We start from the raw sequence: 17,139 nt of genomic DNA, 5'->3' as shown, positions 1-17,139 counted from the left end.
AACCCGCTGCCACCGGTTCGGCAGCGGTCAGTTGTGGGAGGTCTCGATGAGTGACGATGCTGCAGTACCCCTCCCGATCAAGCGCCCGGCCAACGATATCGAGCGCGCCCGCCGCGCCCGCGAGGAAGCCGAGATCGAACACGCTTTGGAAGCGCGCATGGCGCGGTACGAACGCTGGCGTTCAGAGCAACGGACGATGATTCCCCAGGCGCAGGAAGCCCTCGCCAGACTGCTGGAAGCCGCCCTCAGCGGCACGGGAGACGGGCAGAGTGAAATCTGCCGGGACTTCCTGCTCGGCCTGTGGAGCGGCCAGGAACACCTCTTCAACCTTGCCAGGCTGCGGCGCCTGGAGATCGAGCAGTGGCAGGACTGCATCGCCGTGCTGCAACTCCACCAGTTTTCCCTCTCGCCGATCCATCTGTGCATCAAGGACGGCGAACGCATCTGGCAACAACTGCAGACCCACCAGCGTCGGTGCGACGAAGCTCCCGAGATCGCGGACTACACCAGCCTCACGGCCACCTGACGCCCTCCCGACAAGACGATGCGCCCGGCGCAGGGTTATGGCAGAGTCGCGCCATCCCTGCGCCCGGACCACGCCGCCGATGGACATCAAGCAACTGCGCTTTCTCGTCGCCCTCGACGAAACCCGCCACTTCGGCCAGGCGGCGGCGCGCTGCCATGTCACCCAGCCGACCCTGTCGATGCGCCTGCGCAACCTGGAGGAGGAGCTGGGCCTCGAGCTGGTGCGCCGCGGCCAGCGCTTCGAGGGCTTCACCGCCGAGGGCGAGCGCATCCTCGCCTGGGCGCGCAGCCTGCTCGCGGCCCAGGACGGCCTGTACGCCGAAGCGGCGGCCTGCCGCGGCCAACTGGTCGGCACCCTGCGCCTGGGCGTGGTGCCGCTGGCGGGGTTCGATCCGCTGCGCCTGGTGCAGCTGTTCGCCGAGCGCCATCCGGAACTGCGCTTCCAGCTGTTCTCCCTGAGCAGCGAGCAGATTCTCGAGCGCCTCGGGCGCAACCAGCTCGATCTGGGAATTTCCTACCTCGACCGGCTCGATCGCGAACACTTCGACAGCCTGGAGCTGGCGGAAACGCGCATGGGGCTGCTGCACGACCGCCGTCACTTCCACTTCGCGCAGGCGCCCCTGGACTGGGAAGCGGTGGCCGCCCTGCCGCTCGGGCTGCTGTCCAGCGGCATGCACTTTCGCCAGTCCATCGATCACGCCCTGCGCAGCCGCGGCCTCAGCCCGCAGCCACGCCTGGAGACCGATGCCGTGCACCAGCTGCTGCAGGCCGTCAGCGCCGGCCTGTGCTGTGCGGTGATGCCGCTGGACAGCGGCCTGGACCGGCTGACCGAGTACCTCGGCCTGACGCCCATCGAGGCCGCCCACACCCTCGCCCCGCTCGGCCTGATCCTGCGCCGCAGCGCGCCGCGCCTGGCGCTGGCCGAGGCCTGCTTCGCCGAAGCGGCGACGCTGCTGGGCTTGTCCGGCTAGCCTCGGGGCGTTGCTCCGCGCCTCGATAGACTCGCTCGATCATGGTATCGGCAACAGCGATTGGACGCCCCTGGCCAATCGCCATAGGCTGACCGGGTCGAATTGTCGCAGGGGCCCTGCCATGCCACGCGCCACCGCTCTACCCGCCGTACCGCCGGCCAGCGCCGACCTGCAGGGCTACAGCTATGCCGAACTGACGCCGGAAGCCGCGCAGGCCGCCGCTCCGCTGGCCGAGGAATGCGCCCTGGCCCTCGTCTACAACGGCCTCAGCCAGGCGGTGATGATGGTCACCCCGCAGGATCTCGAGGACTTCGTGCTCGGCTTCACCCTGAGCAGCGGCATCATCGACAGTCTCGATGAAATCTACGACCTCAGCCTCCACGGCGAGGGCGCCACGCGCCGCGCCGAGGTGCAGATCTCCAGCCGCGCCTTCTGGGCGCTGAAACGCCAGCGCCGCCAGTTGGCCGGCACCAGCGGCTGCGGCCTGTGCGGCGTCGAGGCGCTGGAGCAGGCGCTGCCGCCGCTCGCCACGCTGCCCGGCCGGCCGCTGCCGCCGGCCGAGCATCTCGCCGGCCTGCGCGAGCGCATCGCCAGCGCGCAGACGCTGGCCCGCCACAGCGGCGCGGTGCATGCCGCGCTGCAGGTCGACGGCAGCGGACGCCTGCTCCGCTGCCGCGAGGACATCGGCCGCCACAACGCGCTGGACAAGCTGATCGGCGCCCTGCATGGCGCGGCCAGTGCGCCCGACGACGGCTTCGTGGCGGTCACCAGCCGCTGCAGCCTGGAGCTGATCCACAAGGCGGTGCGCGCACGCATCGCCACCCTGGTGTGCCTGTCGGCGCCCACCGCGCTGACCGTGCAGTGGGCGCGCGCGCACAACCTCAACCTGATCCACCTGCCCCACCACAGCGCGCCGCGGGTCTACAGCCCGGCGCCGCCAGCCGCCTGATCCATCCAGGCAAGGGAACCGCCATGACCGACCGCTTCCAGCCCGCCGCCCACTTCCAGCCCTACCCCGGCCCGGCCGGCGGCTGGGGCGCGCTGCGCAGCGTGACCCGCGCCTGGCTGGGCAGCGACAACGCACTGAAGAACATCCGCACCCTGCTCAAGACCAACCAGAACGGCGGCTTCGACTGCCCCGGCTGCGCCTGGGGCGAGGCGCCCGGCAAGCACGCGGTGAACTTCTGCGAGAACGGCGCCAAGGCGGTGAACTGGGAGGCCACCAAGCGCGGCATCGGCGCCGAGTTCTTCGCCCGCTACAGCGTGCGCCAGCTCGCCGAGCAGAGCGACTACTGGCTGGAATATCAGGGCCGCCTGACCGAGCCGCTGCGCTACGACGCCGCCAGCGACCACTACCTGCCGATCGGCTGGGACGAGGCCTTCCGGCTGATCGCCGCAGAACTCCGGGCCATGCAGCACCCCGACCAGCTGGAGCTGTACACCTCCGGGCGGGCCAGCAACGAGGCGGCCTTCCTCTACCAGCTGCTCGGCCGCGCGCTGGGCACCAACAACTTCCCCGACTGCTCGAACATGTGCCACGAGGCCAGTGGTGTCGGCCTCGGCGAGAGCCTGGGAGTCGGCAAGGGCACCGTCACCTACGCCGACTTCGCGCACGCCGACGCCATCTTCGTGATGGGCCAGAACCCCGGCACCAACCACCCGCGCATGCTCGAACCGCTGCGCGAGGCGGTGCAGCGCGGCGCCCAGGTGGTGTGCTTCAACCCGCTCAAGGAGCGCGGTCTGGAGCGCTTCCAGCATCCACAGAAGGCCCTGGAGATGCTCGCCAACGGCGCCGCACCGACCCACAGCGCCTACTTCCGGCCGAGACTCGGCGGCGATCTGGCGGCCCTGCGCGGCATGGCCAAGTTCCTCCTGCAGTGGGAGCGCGAGACGCAGCGCGACGGCCGGCCGGCGGTGTTCGACCATGCCTTCCTCGCCGAGCATACGACCGGCCTGGACGACTACCTGACCACGGTGGAGGCAACACCCTGGACGCAGATCGAGGCGCAGTCGGGCCTGACGCTAGCCGAGATCGAGCAGGCGGCGCGCATCTACCGCAACGCCGGGCGGGTGATCGTCTGCTGGGCGATGGGCATCACCCAGCACCGCCATTCGGTGGCGACCATCCAGGAGATCGTCAACCTGCTGCTGCTGCGCGGCAACGTCGGCAAGCCGGGCGCCGGCGCCTGCCCGGTGCGCGGCCACAGCAACGTGCAGGGCGACCGCAGCATGGGCATCAACGAGCGGCCGCCGGCGGCGCTGCTGGATGCCCTGGAAAAGCGCTTCGCCTTCAAGGTGCCGCGCCGCAACGGCCACAACACCGTGGAGGCCATCGAGGCCATGCTCGCCGGCCGGGTGCGGGTGTTCATCGGCCTGGGCGGCAACTTCGCCCAGGCCACCCCGGATACTCCGCGTACCCACCGGGCGCTGCGCAGCTGCGCGCTGACCGTGCAGATCAGCACCAAGCTCAACCGCAGCCACCTGGTCACCGGCAAGCAGGCGCTGATCCTGCCCTGCCTGGGGCGCACCGACATCGACCGCCAGGCCGGCGGCCCGCAGGCGGTGACGGTGGAGGATTCGTTCAGCATGGTGCACGCCTCATGGGGCCAGCTCGAACCGCTGTCGGCGCAGATCCGCTCGGAGCCGGCGATCATCGCCGGCATCGCCGCGGCCAGCCTCGGCCGCCAACCGGTGGACTGGCTGTGGCTGGTCGAGGACTACGCGCGCATCCGCCGCCTGATCGGCGAGACCATCCCCGGCTTCGCCGACTTCGAGCAGCGCCTGACCCGGCCGGGCGGTTTCCATCTCGGCAACGCCGCGGCGCGCCGGCAGTGGCACACCGCCAGCGGCCGCGCCGAGTTCCACAGCCACGCGCTGCCGGACGACCTGGTGCCCGAACAGGTGCGCCGCCGGGGCGAGCAGCCCGACCTGATCCTGCAGACCCTGCGCTCCCACGACCAGTACAACACCACCCTGTACGGCCTCGACGACCGCTACCGCGGGGTCAAGGGCATGCGCGAGGTGCTGTTCGTCAATCCACAGGACATCCAGCGGCTGGGCCTCGCCCCCGGGCAGAAGGTCGACCTGCTGTCGCTGTGGGACGACGGCATCGAGCGACGGGTCTCCGGCTTCACCCTGCTCGCCTACGACACCCCGCCGGGCCAGGCCGCCGCCTACTACCCGGAAACCAATCCGCTGGTGCCGCTGGGGAGCGTCGGCGCGGGCAGCCACACGCCGACTTCGAAGTTCGTCGCCATCCGCGTGCTGCCGGCGCGGGAGTCGGGGCTGATCGCCCGGGCCAGCTGAGCCGGATCGAATGCAGCCAGGCCTGCGGCCTGGTTGGTGGGTTACGGCCGGAGGCCTAACCCACCCTACGTCCGTGATGCCCGCACGTTGGCCAAGGCCCTGCTCCCGTAGGGTGCGTTAGCCGCACAGCGGCGTAACCCACCATCGCGACCGCCGGTCGCGCGATGCATCGTCAGCGCCGCTTGCCACCCAGCAGCGACCCCATCAGCCCGCGCACCAGCTCGCGGCCGAGCTGGTTGGCCGCCTGGCGCACCGCGCTCTTCATCGCCTGACCGACCGCGCTGCCGAGCAGCTCGCCGGCCATGGCGCCGAACGATGGCTCCTCCTGCGCCGCGCCGGCCTTGCCCTTGACCGCCGGCGCCCCGGCCTGCGCGGCACGGGCGGTGAGCAGCTCGTAGGCCGACTCGCGGTCCACCGGCCGGTCGTAGCGCCCGGCCAGTGGCGACTGGCGGATCAGCGCGGCGCGCTCGCCCTCGCCGAGCGGGCCGATGCGCGACTGCGGCGGAGCGATGGCCACGCGCTGCACCATGGCCGGGGTGCCCTTGTCCTCCAGGGTACCGACCAGCGCCTCGCCGATGCCCAGTTCGGTGAGCACCGCCAGGCTGTCGAACCCCGGATTGGGACGGAAGCCGTCGGCTACCGCGCGCAGGGCCTTCTGCTCCTTGGCGGTGAAGGCGCGCAGGCCGTGCTGGATGCGCAGGCCGAGCTGGGCGAGGATCGCGTCCGGCAGATCGCCCGGCGACTGGGTGACGAAGTAGACGCCGACGCCCTTGGAGCGGATCAGCCGCACCACCTGCTCGAGGCGCTCCTGCAGCGCCTTGGGCGTATCGGCGAACAGCAGGTGCGCCTCGTCGAAGAACAGCGCCAGCAGCGGCCGGTCGGCGTCGCCGCGCTCGGGCAGCTGCTCGAACAGTTCGGCCAGCAGCCAGAGCAGGAAGGTGGCGTAGACCTTGGGCGCTTCGTGCACCAGGCGGCTGGCGTCGAGCAGGTGGATGCGCCCGCGACCGTCCGCCGCCGGTTGCAGCAGGTCCTCCAGCTGCAGCGCCGGCTCGCCGAACAATGCCTCGGCGCCCTGCTGCTCGAGGGTCGCCAGACGGCGCAGCAGCGCCTGCCCGGATGCGCCGGTGAACAGCGCGCGGTCCTCGCCGAGCACCTCGGGATGGGCCTGCAGGTGGTTGAGCAGCGCCTTGAGGTCCTTGAGATCGAGCAGCAGCAGGCCTTCGCGGTCGGCGACCTGGAAGGCGGCATACAGCGCAGCCTGCTGGCTGTCGGTGAGTTCGAGCAGCGCACCGAGCAGCAGCGGGCCCATTTCGCTGAGGGTGGTGCGCAGCGGATGGCCGCTCTGCCCGGCGACGTCCCACAGGGTCACCGGATAGGCCTGCGGCCGATGCGCCAGCCAGGGCATGCCGGCGATGCGCTCGGCGATCTTGCCCTTGGGCTCGCCGACGGCACCGAGGCCGCACAGGTCGCCCTTGATGTCGGCGGCGAACACCGCGACACCCGCGTCGCTGAAGGCTTCGGCGAGGCGCTGCAGGGTGACGGTCTTGCCGGTGCCGGTGGCGCCGGCGATCAGGCCGTGGCGATTGGCCAGGCGCAGCAGCTGGCCGACGGGCTGCCCCGCCGGATCGGCGCCGAGCAGCAGTTGACGATTTTCAGGCATCTTCCCTTTCCCCAGTGTGGCGGACGCGACCGCCAACCCCCGGGGCGACCGGTCGCGTCCGCCGGTCGTCGTTCAGTCGTTCGGCTTGCCCTTCTCGTGCTGGGCGAACTCCTTGACCGCGCGCAGCACGTCGTGGCGGCTGATCAGGCCGACCAGGCGCTCGTTCTCCAGCACCGGCAGACGCCGGCGCTGGCCGCGCAGGAAGGTCTCCGCCGCCTGGATGACGTCGGCGTCGGCATCGATGGTGTCCACCGCCGGGGTCATGTAGCCGCCGACCGTGCCGTGGGCGTCGTCGAAGTAGGCGCCGGCGAGAATCGCCCGCAGGCAGTCGCTCTCCGACAGCATGCCGATCAGATGGCCCTGCGCATCCACCACCGGCGCGCTGGCCAGGGTGTGCTCGAGCAGACGGTTGATGGCGGTGAACAGGTCCATTTCCGGGCGGAAGGTCACCAGGTGGCGGGTCATGTAGTCGCGCACCTTGATCGACTTGAGCATGGCGTTACTCCTCTTGTCCTTGAATTGTCACAGGGCGCCCGGCCTGTCCGTGGCGCCCCGCGAAGTCCGCTTTCGGTGGCGTAATCAGTCGAATACCACGGTCTTGTTGTCGTGCACCACTACCCGGTCTTCCAGGTGATAGCGTAGTCCACGGGCCAGTACCCGACGCTCCACGTCCTTGCCGATGCGCACCATGTCCTCGGCCTGCTGGCGGTGGGTGACGCGGGCCACGTCCTGTTCGATGATCGGGCCGGCGTCGAGTTCCTCGGTGACGTAGTGGCAGGTCGCGCCGATCAGCTTGACCCCGCGCTTGGCCGCCTGGTGGTAGGGCTTGGCGCCGGCGAACGAGGGCAGGAAGCTGTGGTGGATGTTGATCACCCGTCCCGCGTAGTCCTGGCACAGGGTCGGCGGCAGGATCTGCATGTAGCGCGCCAGCACCACGCAGTCGGCCTGGTGCTCGGCGATCAGGCGGCTGACCTCGGCGAAGGCCGGCGCCTTGTCATGCGGATCGACCGGCACGTGGAAATAGGGAATGCCGTGCCATTCGACCATGCTGCGCAGGTCGTCGTGGTTGGAGATCACGCAGGGGATCTCGCAATCCAGCTCACCGCTGTGCCAGCGGTGCAGCAGATCGGCGAGACAGTGCGACTCGCGGCTGGCCATCAGCACCACGCGCTTCTTCACCGCCGAGTCGTAGACCTCCCAGCGCATGCCGAACTCGCGGGCGATGGGCGCGAAGGCATGGCGGAAGCCTTCCAGATCGAACGGCAGGGAGTCGGCCCGGATCTCGTGGCGCATGAAGAACCAGCCATTGTCCAGATCCGAGTGGTGGCTCGCCTCGGTGATCCAGCCGTTGTAGGTCGCCAGCAGGTTGCTGACCTTGGCCACGATGCCGACCCGGTCAGGGCAGGCGATGACCAACCGGAAAGTACGCATGGGGTAACTCCGCAAACATCGAAAGCGGGCATTCTAGCCAGCCGGAGGAAAAACTACAGCAATCCCGAAGCGCCCTTGGCGCTGCAGAGTTGTGACGCGCAAGCAATCCGCCTTCCATTCCTTGCGCAGCACAGCTGCCGTTATTTTTCGCATATTGTTCGGAAAGTCTTCTCCGCTATTTACTCGTTAAATACCTGTGTCTATTATTCGTTCACCACTGCGGATCCTGCAGACCAATTATCCCAAGGTAACCGACATGTCCCTGATCAACGAATACCGCTCGACCGAAGCCGCCATCAAGCAACTGCAGGAGCGTCTGCAAGCCCTCAAGCTGGATGACAAACTGCAGAAGGAGCTGGACTTCGAAGCCAAGCTGCGCGAGCTGATGGCCCAATATGGCAAGTCCCTGCCGGATATCCTCGCCCTGCTCGATGCCGAAGGCAAAGTCGCCAAGGCCGGCCGCCCGGCCCGCGCCGCCAAAGTTGAAGCGCCGACCAAGCGTACCCGCAAGGTCAAGCAATACAAGAATCCGCACACCGGCGAAGTCATCGAAACCAAGGGCGGCAACCACAAGACCCTGAAAGAGTGGAAAGCCAACTGGGGCGCCGATACCGTCGAAGGTTGGGCCACCCTGCTCGGCTGATTTGCCAGCCTGCCGCTCGCACAATAAAAAACGCCAGCACTGCTGGCGTTTTTTATTGTGCCGCCTTTATTCCTGCGGCGGCAGGCCCGCCCACGGCAAAAGGCGCGGCGCACGGCGCCGGGCGCTTCAGCCCAGCCCGTAGCGCTGGCGCAGGCCCTGGGCATGGGCCTGCCAGGCCCCCAGCAACGCCCGTTGCGCGGGATCGGCAGCGCCCGGCAGTTCGCCCATTGCCTGTTCGAATTGCGCCAGGGTATTCGGCGCACCGGCACTGCTGTCGCTCAGGCGCAGACGGCAGAACTCCATCCAGCGCAACTGTTCGGCCTCGCTCAAAGTTTGCGGGAAATTGCGCGCCCGATAGCGGAACAGCAATTCGACCAGACGCTCATCGGTGAACTGCCCGGCGTACTTGGCCAGCTGCTGCGGATCGCTGTCGCGCACTTGCACGCACAGACCGCGATCGCGGTCGCCAATAAAGCCGTCATACAGGCGCTGTTCCGGGTCCGCGCTGGCCGCGAAACCATTTTCGGCAAAGATCTGCGGCAGTTTATCCGCCCACACTGTCCGCTGTTGCTCCAGCAGTTGCGCCCGCGCAGTGCACTGCAGCATATCTACGCCCAGACGCTCGCGATCTTCCGGGCGCAATACCGCCAGCGGCGCGACAATCGGGCAGCGATTGATCTGCACCAGCTTCAGCGGCACCGGAAGTTCATCCTCGCCCAGCTCTTCGCGACGGGTATACAGGCGTTTGGCGAGAACTTCCGCGGGCAACTCCAGGAGCGGCGCAATATCCGCCTGCAGATCGCAGACGATCAATGCGTTGCGATTGCGCGGATGCCAGGCCAGCGGCAATACCACGGAGAGGAAGTGCCGCTGCGCGGAAAAGCGCCCGGAAATATGCACCATGGGTTGCAGCAGGCGGATCTGCTCGAGTACCTGCGGCTTGCTGCGCAACTGGTAGCACCACGCGTAGAGGCGCGGCTGGCGCTCGCGCAGCAGACGCGCTAGGGCGATGGTGGCGCGCACGTCGGCCAGCGCGTCGTGGGCTTGACCGTGCTCGATGCCGTTGGCCGCGGTGAGCTTCTCCAGGCGCAGGCTGACCCGGCCCTCTTCCTGCGGCCACTCGATGCCCTGCGGGCGCAGCGCGTAGGCGGTGCGCACCAGGTCGATCAGGTCCCAGCGGCTGTTGCCGCCCTGCCACTCGCGGGCGTAGGGATCGAAGAAGTTGCGGTACAGGCTGTAGCGGGTGACCTCATCGTCGAAGCGCAGGCTGTTGTAGCCGGCGCTGCAGGTGCCGGGACGCGCCAGCTCGGCGTGCAGGCGGGTCATGAACTCGGCCTCGCCGAGGCCCTGCTGTTCCAGCCGCGCCGGGTCGATGCCGGTGATCAGGCAGGACATCGGGTGCGGCAGGATGTCGTCGCTCGGCCGGCAATAGAGGTTGAGCGGCGCACCGATCTCGTTGAGTGCCTCGTCGGTACGGATGCCGGCTACCTGCAGCGGCCGGTCGCGGCGCGGGTCGATGCCGGTGGTTTCGTAGTCGTACCAGAAGATGCTTGCGGTCACGGGACAGGCTCCAGGCTCAAGAACTGCGGCAGTCTAACGCAGCGCGCGGCGAAACCATTGCCGTCGGCAAGGCCGCCTCGCTAGCATCCCCACTTTTCCCGAGCCATTTGCCGCCATGCCCGCTCCCCTGCCCGCCAGCCCGCTGCTGGACACCCGCCTGCGGGTGGAAACGCCCGAGGGCGTCGACCTGCTGCTGTCGCCGGCCGGTCCGCTGGCGCGCTCGCGCGCCTTCGCCGTGGACCTCGCCCTGCGCGGCGCCCTGAGCCTCGGCGTGCTGCTGGTGCTCGGCCGGCTCGGCGAGCTGGGCATCGGCCTCGGCCTGATCCTGCTGTTCCTGCTCAACTGGTGGTACATGGTGCTGTTCGAGGTGTTCAACCAGGGCCGCTCGCCCGGCAAGCAGCTGCTCGGCCTGCGCGTGGTCCACGAGGACGGCACGCCGGTGGGCTGGGGCGCGGCGCTGCTGCGCAACCTGCTGCGGTTCGTCGACATGCTGCCGCTGGGTTACTGCTGCGGCCTGCTCGCCAGCCTGGCCAACCCGCGCTTCCAGCGCCTCGGCGATCTCGCCGCCGGCACCCTGGTGATCCACCAGCCGCGTCCGCTGCAACCCCCGGTCCTGGAGCCGGTTGCCCCGCTGGCCGCGCCCTTCGCCCTGAGCGCCGAGGAGCAGCGCAGCCTGCTCGACTTCGACGAGCGCCAGCGCAGCCTGTCGCCGGCCCGCCGCGACGAGCTGGCCGGCCTGCTCGCGCCGCTGCTCGGCGTGCCGGCCGACGAGGCGGCCGTGCGTCTGCAGCGCATCGCCGCCGGCCTGCGGGGTAGCGCATGAAGCAGGCGCAGTTCGAGGCCCGCCACCAGGGCGAATGGCAGGCGCTGGACACGCGTCTCGCCGAGCTGGAGAAGAGCCGCACGGCCGGGCCGCAGGCGGCGAGCTTCGCCGCCGCCTACCGGCGCCTGTGCCAGCAGTTGGCCCTGGCGGAGAGCCGCGCCTACAGCGCCAGCCTGGTCGAGCGCCTGCAGCGGCTCAACCTGCGCGCCCACCAGCAGCTGTACCGGTCGAACCAGCCGCTCGGCGCCCGCCTGCTGGCCTTCGTGCTCGCCGGCTTCCCACGCCAGGTGCGCGCGGCCTGGCGCAGCATCCTGCTGGCCAGCCTGCTGTTCTACGGCAGCCTGCTGCTCATGGGCCTGCTGGTCTACCTGTTCCCCGACCTGATCTACAGCCTGCTGTCCCCGCAGCAGGTCGCCGGCATGGAACGGATGTACGACCCCGACGCCAGCCGCCTGGGCCCCTGGTCCGAGCGCGGCAGTGGCGACGACTGGCTGATGTTCGGCTACTACATCATGAACAACATCGGCATCGCCTTTCAGACCTTCGCCAGCGGCCTGCTGCTCGGCGTCGGCTCGCTGTTCTTCCTGCTCAGCAACGGCCTGCACATCGGCGCCATCGCCGGTCACCTGCTGCGCATCGGCTACGACGAAACCTTCCTCGGTTTCGTCGTCGGCCATGGCGCTTTCGAGCTGACTGCCATAACCTTCGCCGGCGCCGCCGGCCTGCAGCTGGGCGGCGCCCTGCTCATACCCGGCCGGCGCAGCCGGCGCGCCGCGCTGCACGCGGCGGCCAGGGACTGCGTCGGCCTGATCGCCGGGGTGATCGGCCTGTTGCTGATCGCCGCCTTCGTCGAGGCCTACTGGTCGTCGATCACCCGCTTCGCCCCGGCGGTGAAGTACGCCGTCGGCGCCGCGCTCTGGGCGCTGGTCGGCGCCTATTTCCTGCTCGGCGGGCGGCGCAGCTGAACGGGACAGGTCTTGCCTCACAGGGAGTCGTCGTGAACGTCATTTCATTCGCCCGCCCGCCGCTTCGGCAGGACCCGGCATGCCGCTGAGCTCCGCCGAAGCGACCCTGCGCCCGCGCAGCCCCTGGGAGGCCGTCGACCTCGGCGTGCATCTGGTGCAGCGCCACGCCGGCCTGCTGCTGGGCAGCTGGGCGCTGCTCACCCTGCCGCTGCTGACCGTGCTCAGCCTGCTGCTGTGGCGCTGGCCGAGCGTGGTCCTGCTGCTGTTCTGGTGGCTGAAGCCGGCCTTCGAGCGCCTGGCCCTGCACATCCTCGCCCGCGCCCTGTTCGGCGCCACGCCCAGCCTGGGGCAGGCCCTGCGCGCCTGGCCCGCCCAGCTGCGCGGCGAGCTGCTGGCCAGCCTGACCTGGCGGCGCTTCAGCCTCAGCCGCAGCTTCACCCTGCCGCTGGTGCAACTGGAGAACCTGCGCGGCCCGGCGCGCCGCCAGCGCCTGCATGACCTCGGCCGGCGCAGCGGCGTGGCGCGCTGGCTGACCGTGCTCGGCATGCATGTCGAGCTGCTGCTGTGGAGCGGCCTGCTGCTGCTGATCTGGCTGTTCCTGCCGGAGCGACTGAGCGATCCGGACAACTGGCTCGGCCTGCTGCTGCGCCCGCCCGAGGAACTGCTGTGGCTGGAGCACCTGAGCAACGCCTGCTACGCCCTGGTGCTGGTGGTCTGGGAACCGATCTACGTCGCCTGCGGCTTCAGCCTCTACCTCAACCGGCGCAGCGAACTGGAAGCCTGGGACCTCGAACTGGCCTTCCGCCGCCTGGTCGAGCGCCTCGGCCAGACCAGCCTGGCCCTGCTCCTTGCCCTCGCGCTCGGCCTCGGCCCGCTGCTGGCCAGCCCGCCGGCGCTGGCCGAGGTGCCCGCCAGTGCCGACGGCGCGCTCTGTCCGCTGCCCAGCGCAGACAACCCCGGCCCCGATGCGCCGCGCCTGACCCGCCAGCCGCTGACCAGCAGCCAGGCGCAGACGGAGATCCGCGCGCTGCTCGGCCAGCCGCCATTCCACCGCGTCGAGGAGCGCTTCGACTGGGGCTGGCCGCAACGCGAGGACAATACGTCACGCGAGCGCGTCCCGCCGTCCTCGTGGCTGCAGGGCGCCGCCCAGCTGGTCGAGGCGCTGCTGTGGAGCCTGCTGGTGGTCGCCGCCGTGCTGGCCTGGCGCTATCGCGACTGGTTGCGCCTGTTCGCCAGCCGCACCCCGCGCACGGCGCAGCCAGCCCCGCCGCCGGCGCAGCTGTTCGGCCTCGCCGTCGCCCCGTCGAGCCTGCCGGCCGACCTGCCCGCCGCGGTCGAGCGGCTGTGGCCGCAGGATCCGCGCGCCGCCCTCGCCCTGCTCTATCGCGGCCTGCTCAGCCACCTGCTGCATGCGCGTCGGCTGCCGCTCAGGGCCGCGCACACCGAGGGCGAAGTGCTGGTGCTGGTGCAACGGCTGGACGATGCCGCGCTCGCCGCCTTCGCCGCCCGTCTGCTCGATGCCTGGCAGGCGCTGGCCTACGGCAGCCGACCGCCGCCGGCCGAGCTCGGTCCCGAACTGTGCGCCGAGTGGCGCCGGTTCGCCGCCGCCCCGGCCGAAAAACCCGAGGTGGCCGCATGAATGCCCGCCAACGCCTGTGGCTGATCCTCGCCGGCCTGTGCCTGCTCGCCGCCGTGGCCGCCCTCGTGCTCGGTCGACTCGACCCGCAGCGCCGCCTGGTCGACCTCGGCCCGGCGCCGGAGGCGCGCGCCAATCCCTGGCTGGCCGCCGAGCAGTTCCTGCGCCAGCGCGACCTGGTGGTCAGCCGCACCGACAACCTCACCGCCATCCTCGACGACACCCCGGCCGCCGGGCACAGCCTGGTGCTGCTCGGCTCGCGCCGCCAGCTGAGCGCCGCGCAGAGCCAGCGTCTGCTCGACTGGACCGCCAACGGCGGCCACCTGATCGTGGTGGCCCAGGCCAACTGGAGCGAACAGCGCCAGCGCAGCGACGACCTGCTGCTCGACCTGCTGGAGGTGCGCCGCCTGCCGAGCAGCAGCCTGAGCGACGCGGAAGCGCCGGCCGAGGCGGCCGACGATCCCTGGCCGCAGCTGACCCGGCTGTACCTGGAGAACGAGGACGCGCCGGCCTACTTCGCCTTCGACACCCGCTACCACCTCGAGGACACCGGCAACCGCGCCCATGCCTGGGCCGGCAGCGCCCGGGCCACCCATCTGCTGCAGCTGGCCTGGGGCGACGGCCTGGTCACCGTGCTCAGCGACGCCGGCCTGTGGCACAACGAGCGCATCGGCGCGCACGACCATGCCTGGCTGCTCTGGTACCTGACCCAGGACAGCGAGGTGATCTTCCTGCAGCGCCTCGAGGCCGAGCATCTGCTCGCCCTGCTGCTGCGCCACTTCCCCGCAGCCCTGCTGGCCCTCGCCCTGCTCATCGCCCTGGCGCTCTGGCACTTCGGCCTGCGCCACGGCCCGCTGCAGGCAGACCCGCAACCGGCGCGCCGCCAGCTCGGCGAACACCTGCTGGCCTGCGCCGAGTTCCTCGCCCGCCACCAGGGGCACGCCACGCTGATCGCCCAACTGCAGGGCGACATCCGCCAGCGCGCCCGCCAGCGCCATCCCGGCTTCGAGCGCCTGCCGGTCACCGAACAGTGGCAACTGCTGACCCGCCTCAGCCGCCTGGACTCCGCCCTGGTGCGCCAGGCCATGCGCCCGCTCGGCGAGCAGCACCCGGATCCCGCCCGCTTCACCCGCCAGGTCGCCGACCTGCAACGACTCAGGAATGCCCTATGATGAGCGAAGAATCCTCCACCCAGCCCATCGATCCGGTCGACAGCGACGCGGCCAGCCACGCCGCCGCGCCCGCGCCGACCGAAACCGCGGCCCCGGCCGAACCGGCCGCCAACGCCGACAAGCCGGCGGTCAGCCAGTTCCAGCGCGCCACCCAGCTGGTGCGGGCGGTACGCGACGAACTGGGCAAGGCGCTGATCGGCCAGCAGACGGTGATCGACGAGGTGCTCTGCGCCCTGCTCGCCGGCGGCCACGTGCTGATCGAGGGCGTCCCCGGCCTGGGCAAGACCCTGCTGGTGCGCGCCCTGGCGCGCTGCTTCGGCGGCCAGTTCGCGCGCATCCAGTTCACCCCCGACCTGATGCCCAGCGACGTCACCGGCCACGCCGTCTACGACCTGGCCAGCGAGCAGTTCAAGCTGCGCCAGGGGCCGGTGTTCACCAACCTGCTGCTGGCCGACGAGATCAACCGCGCGCCGGCCAAGACCCAGGCGGCACTGCTCGAGGTGATGCAGGAGCGCCAGGTCACCCTGGAGGGCAACGCCCTGGCGGTGCCGCGGCCATTCATGGTGCTGGCCACCCAGAACCCGATCGAGCAGGAGGGCACCTATCCGCTGCCCGAGGCCGAGCTGGATCGCTTCATGCTCAAGCTGCGCATGGACTATCCCGAGCACGAGGAGGAGCTGGAGCTGGTGCGCCAGGTGACCCGCTCGGCGCGCAGCGACATGCTCGAGGTCGCCGCCCTGCGTCCGCTGCTGCGCGAGCGCGACGTGCCGGTGCTGCAGAAGATCTGTGCCGAGCTGCCGCTCGACGCCCAGGTGCTCGACTACGCCGTGCGCCTGGTGCGCGCCACCCGCGACTGGCCGGGGCTGGTATTCGGCGCCGGGCCGCGCGCCTCCATCGCCCTGGTGCGCTGCGCGCGCGCGCGCGCCCTACTGCGCGGCGGCGAGTTTGTCACCCCCGACGACCTCAAGGCCTGCGCGCCGGCGGTGCTGCGCCACCGCGTGCGCCTGGCGCCGGAGCTGGAGATCGAGGGCCGCGAGGTCGACCAAGTGCTCGCCCAGCTGCTCGACCAGGTGGCCGCGCCGCGCTCATGAAACCCACGCCCCGCCTGCTCGGCCTGAGCGCCGCCCTGCTGCTGGCCGCCATCCTGCTCGGCGCCCTGCCGCTGCTCGGCGTCGCCCTGCCCGCCTGGAGCCAGCGTACCTGGCAGGTCGCGCTGCTCAGCCTCGGCCTGCTGGCGCTGCTCGATGCGCTGTGGCTGCGCCGCCTGCCGGCGCCGCAGGTGGAGCGCGTGCTGCCCGGCCATCTGGCGCTGGACCGCTGGAACGAGGTGGCGCTGCGCATCACCCCCGGCGGCGAACCGCTGCCCTGGCTGGAAGTGTTCGACCATGTGCCGGCGGAGCTGGAGTTCCAGGGCCTGCCGCAGCGCGTGCCCCTGCCACGCGAACAGGGCGTCGAGCTGCGCTACCGGGTGCGCCCGCGCCAGCGCGGCGACAGCCGCTTCGCCCGCTGCGAGATCGGCCTGCCCAGCCGCCTCGGCCTGTGGCAGGCGCGCCGCCATGTCGAGCTGCCCGGCCTCAGCCGCGTCTATCCCGACTTCGCCCGCCTGCACGGCGCGCAGCTGATGGCGGTGGACAGCTGGCTCGGCCGCCTCGGCGTACGCCAGCGCCCGCGCCGCGGCAGCGGCCTGGAGTTCCACCAGCTGCGCGAGTTCCGCCAGGGCGACAGCCTGCGCCTGATCGACTGGAAGGCCACCGCGCGCAAGCACCAGCCGATCGCCCGCGACTATCAGGACGAGCGCGACCAGCAGATCATCTTCCTGCTCGACAGCGGCCGGCGCATGCGCAGCCAGGACGGCGACCTCAGCCACTTCGACCATGCCCTCAACGCCTGCCTGCTGCTCGCCCACGTCGCCCTGCGCCAGGGCGACGCGGTGGGCCTCTTGGCCTTCGCCGGCGAGACCCCGCGCTACCTGCCGCCGGCCAAGGGCCAGCGCCAGCTCAACGCGCTGCTCAACGGCGTCTACGACCTGCAACCTGGGCGCCTGCCCGGCGACTACCTGGCCGCCGCCGGCGAGCTGCTCGCGCGCCAGCCGCGCCGCGCGCTGGTGCTGCTGCTCAGCAACCTGCGCGACGAGGACGACCAGCAGCTGCCGCTGGCCGCCGCGCAGATCGCCCGCCGCCACCGCCTGCTGATCGCCAGCCTGCGCGAGGAAGTGCTCGACCGCCAGCGCCAGCAGCCGGTGGACAGCTATCGCCAGGCGCTGGCCTACTGCGGCAGCGTCGACTACGCCGCCGCCCGCGACGCCCTGCACGAGCGCCTCGCCGCCCAGGGCCTGCCGGTGCTCGACGTGCGTCCCGCCGAGCTGGGCCCCGAGCTGGTCAACCGCTACCTGCAGTGGAAGGCGGCCGGCACATTCTGAGCCGCAACCAGCGCCGCCGGGGGCTCTG

General features: G+C 70.7%; 15 protein-coding genes. 11 read left to right on the top strand and 4 right to left on the bottom strand.

All coding sequences use genetic code 11. From position 1 onward, the window contains the following. Positions 1 to 46: 46 nt before the first annotated feature. The 4 genes from BLT78_RS01080 to BLT78_RS01065 all read left to right on the top strand — a co-directional run bounded on the left by BLT78_RS01080 (position 47) and on the right by BLT78_RS01065 (position 4,802). Complete coding sequence (locus tag BLT78_RS01080) at positions 47 to 526, top strand: DUF7673 family protein (protein WP_090347214.1); 480 nt, start codon at positions 47 to 49, stop codon at positions 524 to 526. A gap of 79 nt (positions 527 to 605) precedes the next feature. Then, positions 606 to 1,496, top strand: coding sequence for a LysR substrate-binding domain-containing protein (locus BLT78_RS01075; protein WP_090347213.1), 891 nt, complete (start codon positions 606 to 608; stop codon positions 1,494 to 1,496). A gap of 121 nt (positions 1,497 to 1,617) precedes the next feature. Beyond that, the gene (gene fdhD / locus BLT78_RS01070) at positions 1,618 to 2,445 is read left to right on the top strand and encodes a formate dehydrogenase accessory sulfurtransferase FdhD (RefSeq protein ID WP_090347212.1); all 828 of its coding nucleotides are present in this window, start codon (positions 1,618 to 1,620) and stop codon (positions 2,443 to 2,445) included. A 23-nt stretch (positions 2,446 to 2,468) separates the two neighbouring features. Further along, entirely contained in the window at positions 2,469 to 4,802 is a 2,334-nt protein-coding gene (locus BLT78_RS01065) for an FdhF/YdeP family oxidoreductase (protein ID WP_090347211.1), read from the top strand. A gap of 172 nt (positions 4,803 to 4,974) precedes the next feature. Here the strand turns inward: BLT78_RS01065 and BLT78_RS01060 are convergent, their stop codons facing one another. The 3 genes from BLT78_RS01060 to purU form a co-directional block, all read right to left on the bottom strand. Continuing rightward, entirely contained in the window at positions 4,975 to 6,462 is a 1,488-nt protein-coding gene (locus tag BLT78_RS01060; RefSeq protein WP_090347210.1) for a helicase HerA-like domain-containing protein, read from the bottom strand. 72 nt (positions 6,463 to 6,534) lie between these two features. Next, entirely contained in the window at positions 6,535 to 6,957 is a 423-nt protein-coding gene (locus BLT78_RS01055) for a CBS domain-containing protein (RefSeq protein ID WP_090347209.1), read from the bottom strand. An 84-nt stretch (positions 6,958 to 7,041) separates the two neighbouring features. Next, on the bottom strand, positions 7,042 to 7,893 hold the full coding sequence (gene purU / locus BLT78_RS01050; RefSeq protein WP_090347208.1) for a formyltetrahydrofolate deformylase: 852 nt from the start codon (positions 7,891 to 7,893) through the stop codon (positions 7,042 to 7,044). A 256-nt stretch (positions 7,894 to 8,149) separates the two neighbouring features. Here purU and mvaT point away from each other — a divergent pair, with 256 nt between their 5' ends. Beyond that, complete coding sequence (mvaT, locus tag BLT78_RS01045; protein ID WP_090347207.1) at positions 8,150 to 8,536, top strand: histone-like nucleoid-structuring protein MvaT; 387 nt, start codon at positions 8,150 to 8,152, stop codon at positions 8,534 to 8,536. Between the two features lie 126 nt (positions 8,537 to 8,662). Here mvaT and sbcB read toward each other — a convergent pair whose 3' ends face one another. Then, on the bottom strand, positions 8,663 to 10,096 hold the full coding sequence (gene sbcB / locus BLT78_RS01040; protein WP_090347206.1) for an exodeoxyribonuclease I: 1,434 nt from the start codon (positions 10,094 to 10,096) through the stop codon (positions 8,663 to 8,665). Positions 10,097 to 10,211: 115 nt separating this feature from the next. On the opposite strand from sbcB, the gene BLT78_RS01035 reads away from it, so the two are divergent. From BLT78_RS01035 to BLT78_RS01010, 6 genes are all read left to right on the top strand, one after another. Continuing rightward, positions 10,212 to 10,919, top strand: a complete 708-nt coding sequence (locus tag BLT78_RS01035; RefSeq protein WP_090347205.1) for an RDD family protein — start codon at positions 10,212 to 10,214, stop codon at positions 10,917 to 10,919. Further along, a complete protein-coding gene (locus BLT78_RS01030) occupies positions 10,916 to 11,884 on the top strand; it encodes a stage II sporulation protein M (protein WP_090347204.1) in 969 nt (322 codons plus the stop codon). Before BLT78_RS01035 ends, BLT78_RS01030 begins: the two co-directional genes overlap by 4 nt. 79 nt (positions 11,885 to 11,963) lie before the next feature. Further along, on the top strand, positions 11,964 to 13,523 hold the full coding sequence (locus BLT78_RS01025; protein WP_090347203.1) for a DUF4129 domain-containing protein: 1,560 nt from the start codon (positions 11,964 to 11,966) through the stop codon (positions 13,521 to 13,523). Continuing rightward, positions 13,520 to 14,692: a DUF4350 domain-containing protein gene (locus BLT78_RS01020; protein WP_090347202.1), complete on the top strand. Its 1,173-nt coding sequence runs from the start codon at positions 13,520 to 13,522 to the stop codon at positions 14,690 to 14,692. The genes BLT78_RS01025 and BLT78_RS01020 overlap by 4 nt, the downstream gene beginning before the upstream one ends. Continuing rightward, complete coding sequence (locus BLT78_RS01015) at positions 14,692 to 15,783, top strand: AAA family ATPase (RefSeq protein ID WP_090352069.1); 1,092 nt, start codon at positions 14,692 to 14,694, stop codon at positions 15,781 to 15,783. Before BLT78_RS01020 ends, BLT78_RS01015 begins: the two co-directional genes overlap by 1 nt. Further along, positions 15,780 to 17,111, top strand: a complete 1,332-nt coding sequence (locus BLT78_RS01010) for a DUF58 domain-containing protein (protein ID WP_090347201.1) — start codon at positions 15,780 to 15,782, stop codon at positions 17,109 to 17,111. The genes BLT78_RS01015 and BLT78_RS01010 overlap by 4 nt, the downstream gene beginning before the upstream one ends. Positions 17,112 to 17,139: the final 28 nt, after the last annotated feature.

Source organism: Pseudomonas oryzae (assembly GCF_900104805.1).
GTDB classification, from domain to species: domain Bacteria; phylum Pseudomonadota; class Gammaproteobacteria; order Pseudomonadales; family Pseudomonadaceae; genus Geopseudomonas; species Geopseudomonas oryzae.
The sequence above is the reverse complement of the archived record's forward strand: the minus strand, read 5'-3'. Positions and strand labels throughout refer to the sequence as shown.